Origin of the sequence: Actinophytocola sp. (genome assembly GCF_036002505.1) — a bacterium.
GTDB lineage: Bacteria > Actinomycetota > Actinomycetes > Mycobacteriales > Pseudonocardiaceae > DASYTH01.
The window spans coordinates 1-1,828 of the sequence record NZ_DASYTH010000461.1; the positions used below are offsets into that span (position 1 = coordinate 1).

The 1,828-nt window shown below is 69.9% G+C and carries 2 protein-coding genes; one reads left to right on the forward strand and one right to left on the reverse strand.

Annotated elements, in window-relative coordinates:
• Positions 1-1,272: transposase (locus tag VGR06_RS40380; RefSeq protein ID WP_327564529.1), on the reverse strand; the 1,272-nt coding region annotated here is incomplete at its 3' end.
• Between the two features lie 84 nt (positions 1,273-1,356).
• Here VGR06_RS40380 and VGR06_RS40385 point away from each other — a divergent pair.
• On the forward strand, positions 1,357-1,713 hold the full coding sequence (locus VGR06_RS40385) for a DUF6788 family protein (protein WP_327564530.1): 357 nt from the start codon (positions 1,357-1,359) through the stop codon (positions 1,711-1,713).
• Positions 1,714-1,828 lie beyond the last annotated feature (115 nt).

Here is a 1,828-nt window from a genome sequence, read left to right on the forward strand (position 1 = left end):
TAGTCGAGCGAAATCCCGGCGGATGCGCCCGGGGCTCAGCCGGGGTGTTGCGCGTCGTCGTTCCCAGGGATGGCGGTGATCCTCGGCGAGGGGGCGGGCGAGCCGGAGCTGGTTGATCACGCAGATCACGATCCAGGTCCAGCGGTCGAACTGGTCGGGGTGCCGCAGGGCGGGGTCGGCCCAGTTCAGGGTGGTCTTGGCGAATCGGTAGGTGTGTTCGAGGTCGAAGCGGTGCAGATAGGCGCGGGCGCACAGGTTCGGGTCGGGCTGGCCGGGGCCGGCCCACCACAGCCATAGCGGGCCGGGAGCGGTGCGGCCGTTGGGTAGTCGTTCCACGGTGACGCGCAGCAGGTGACCTTTGATGATCGGTGGGGTGTCGAAGTCGGCGAATCGGCCGCGGCAGAACAGCTTGGGGTGCAGCCCGCCCCAGCTCATCACCACCATGGTGCCGTAGCGGTCGTCGTCACCGATGTGGGTCTGGTCGGGTTCCCCCCAGCTGGCCGGGTCGTCGCAGCAGAACCGGTCGGCGCTGTGCCGGCGGGGCCGGCCGGGCCGCCCGGCGGTGCGTGGCGGCGGGTCGCGGTAGAGCACCCGGTCGTTGCGGACCCGGACCAGCACCTGCACTTGGGCGAGGTGCTCAGCCAGGTCGTGGGTGATCGGCGCCTCGTCGTAGCCGGCGTCCATCACGTAGAGCGGCACGCCGGTCTCGCCGTGTTCGCGCAACCGGTCGGCGTGGGCGATGATCTGCTCGACGGTCACCGCCGCGGCGTCGGCGCGGGTGATGCGTCTGGCATCCTGCGGCGCGGTCCAGGAGTCGGCGTCGAAGTTCAGCTGGCTCAGCCATTGCCAGGACCAGCCCTTGATCACCGGGTCCCCGCTGCCGGTGTGCCCGGCGCAGCTGTGGTGGTGGAACTCCCGATCCGGGCTGGTCTCGGCATACGGCCGCGCGACCGTGGAGGCGTCGATGCCGAACACCAGCGGCCAGCCGGCCGGGCGGTGGGCGACCAGCACATCCCGCAGCGCCGCGGTGTCGATGCGGCCTTTCTGCAGCCCCTGGTAGATCATGCCGTGGCTGCGGCGGAAGATCGGTTCGCAACTCAGGTGCGGCAGCGACGGCACCGGCCCGGCCAGCAACAGCGCGTCCGCGAGCTCGAACAACGCGTCACCGCGCCGGGACAAGCACCCAAACACCTGGCGGCGAAACTCCCGCAACACGTCGGCGGCCCCAGCACACGCCGCCCGCTCGCCCGCGTTGCTCGCCCGGGTTGCCATCGCCCCTCCCCATGTCCGACAGTAGATCTACTGTCAGACATCGGGGGTGACAGAATCACCTCGACACGCCGGAAGGAACCTGCGATGGCGCGATCAACCGCAGCGCAGCTGGACGCCTACCAGCGCCGCTACCGTGACCTCGCCGCACGCCTCGCCGACATCGGCTACATCGCCGCCGGCACTATCACCCACCGGCGCACCCGCTGCGGGAAACCCAACTGCCGCTGCCATGCCGACCCGCCCCAGCCGCACGGCCCCTATTACCAGTGGACCGGCAAGATCGACGGCAAGACCGTCACCCGTCGACTCACCGCGACCGAAGCCGCCCGCTACCAGGAGTGGATCGACAACGACCGGCAACTGCGCGCGCTCATCCGCCAGATGCGTGACGTCGCCACGCAGGCCACCGAACTGATCATGAAGGAGGCAGCAACGAACTGAGGCCGAGGTTTAATCGCAAGCCAGGACCAGGACCCCGGCAGTCGGATAGACGCGGTACCGGAACGCGTGCCGCACGCCTACAGGCTGGCGCCGGATGTTGCGACGGCGGTCGAGC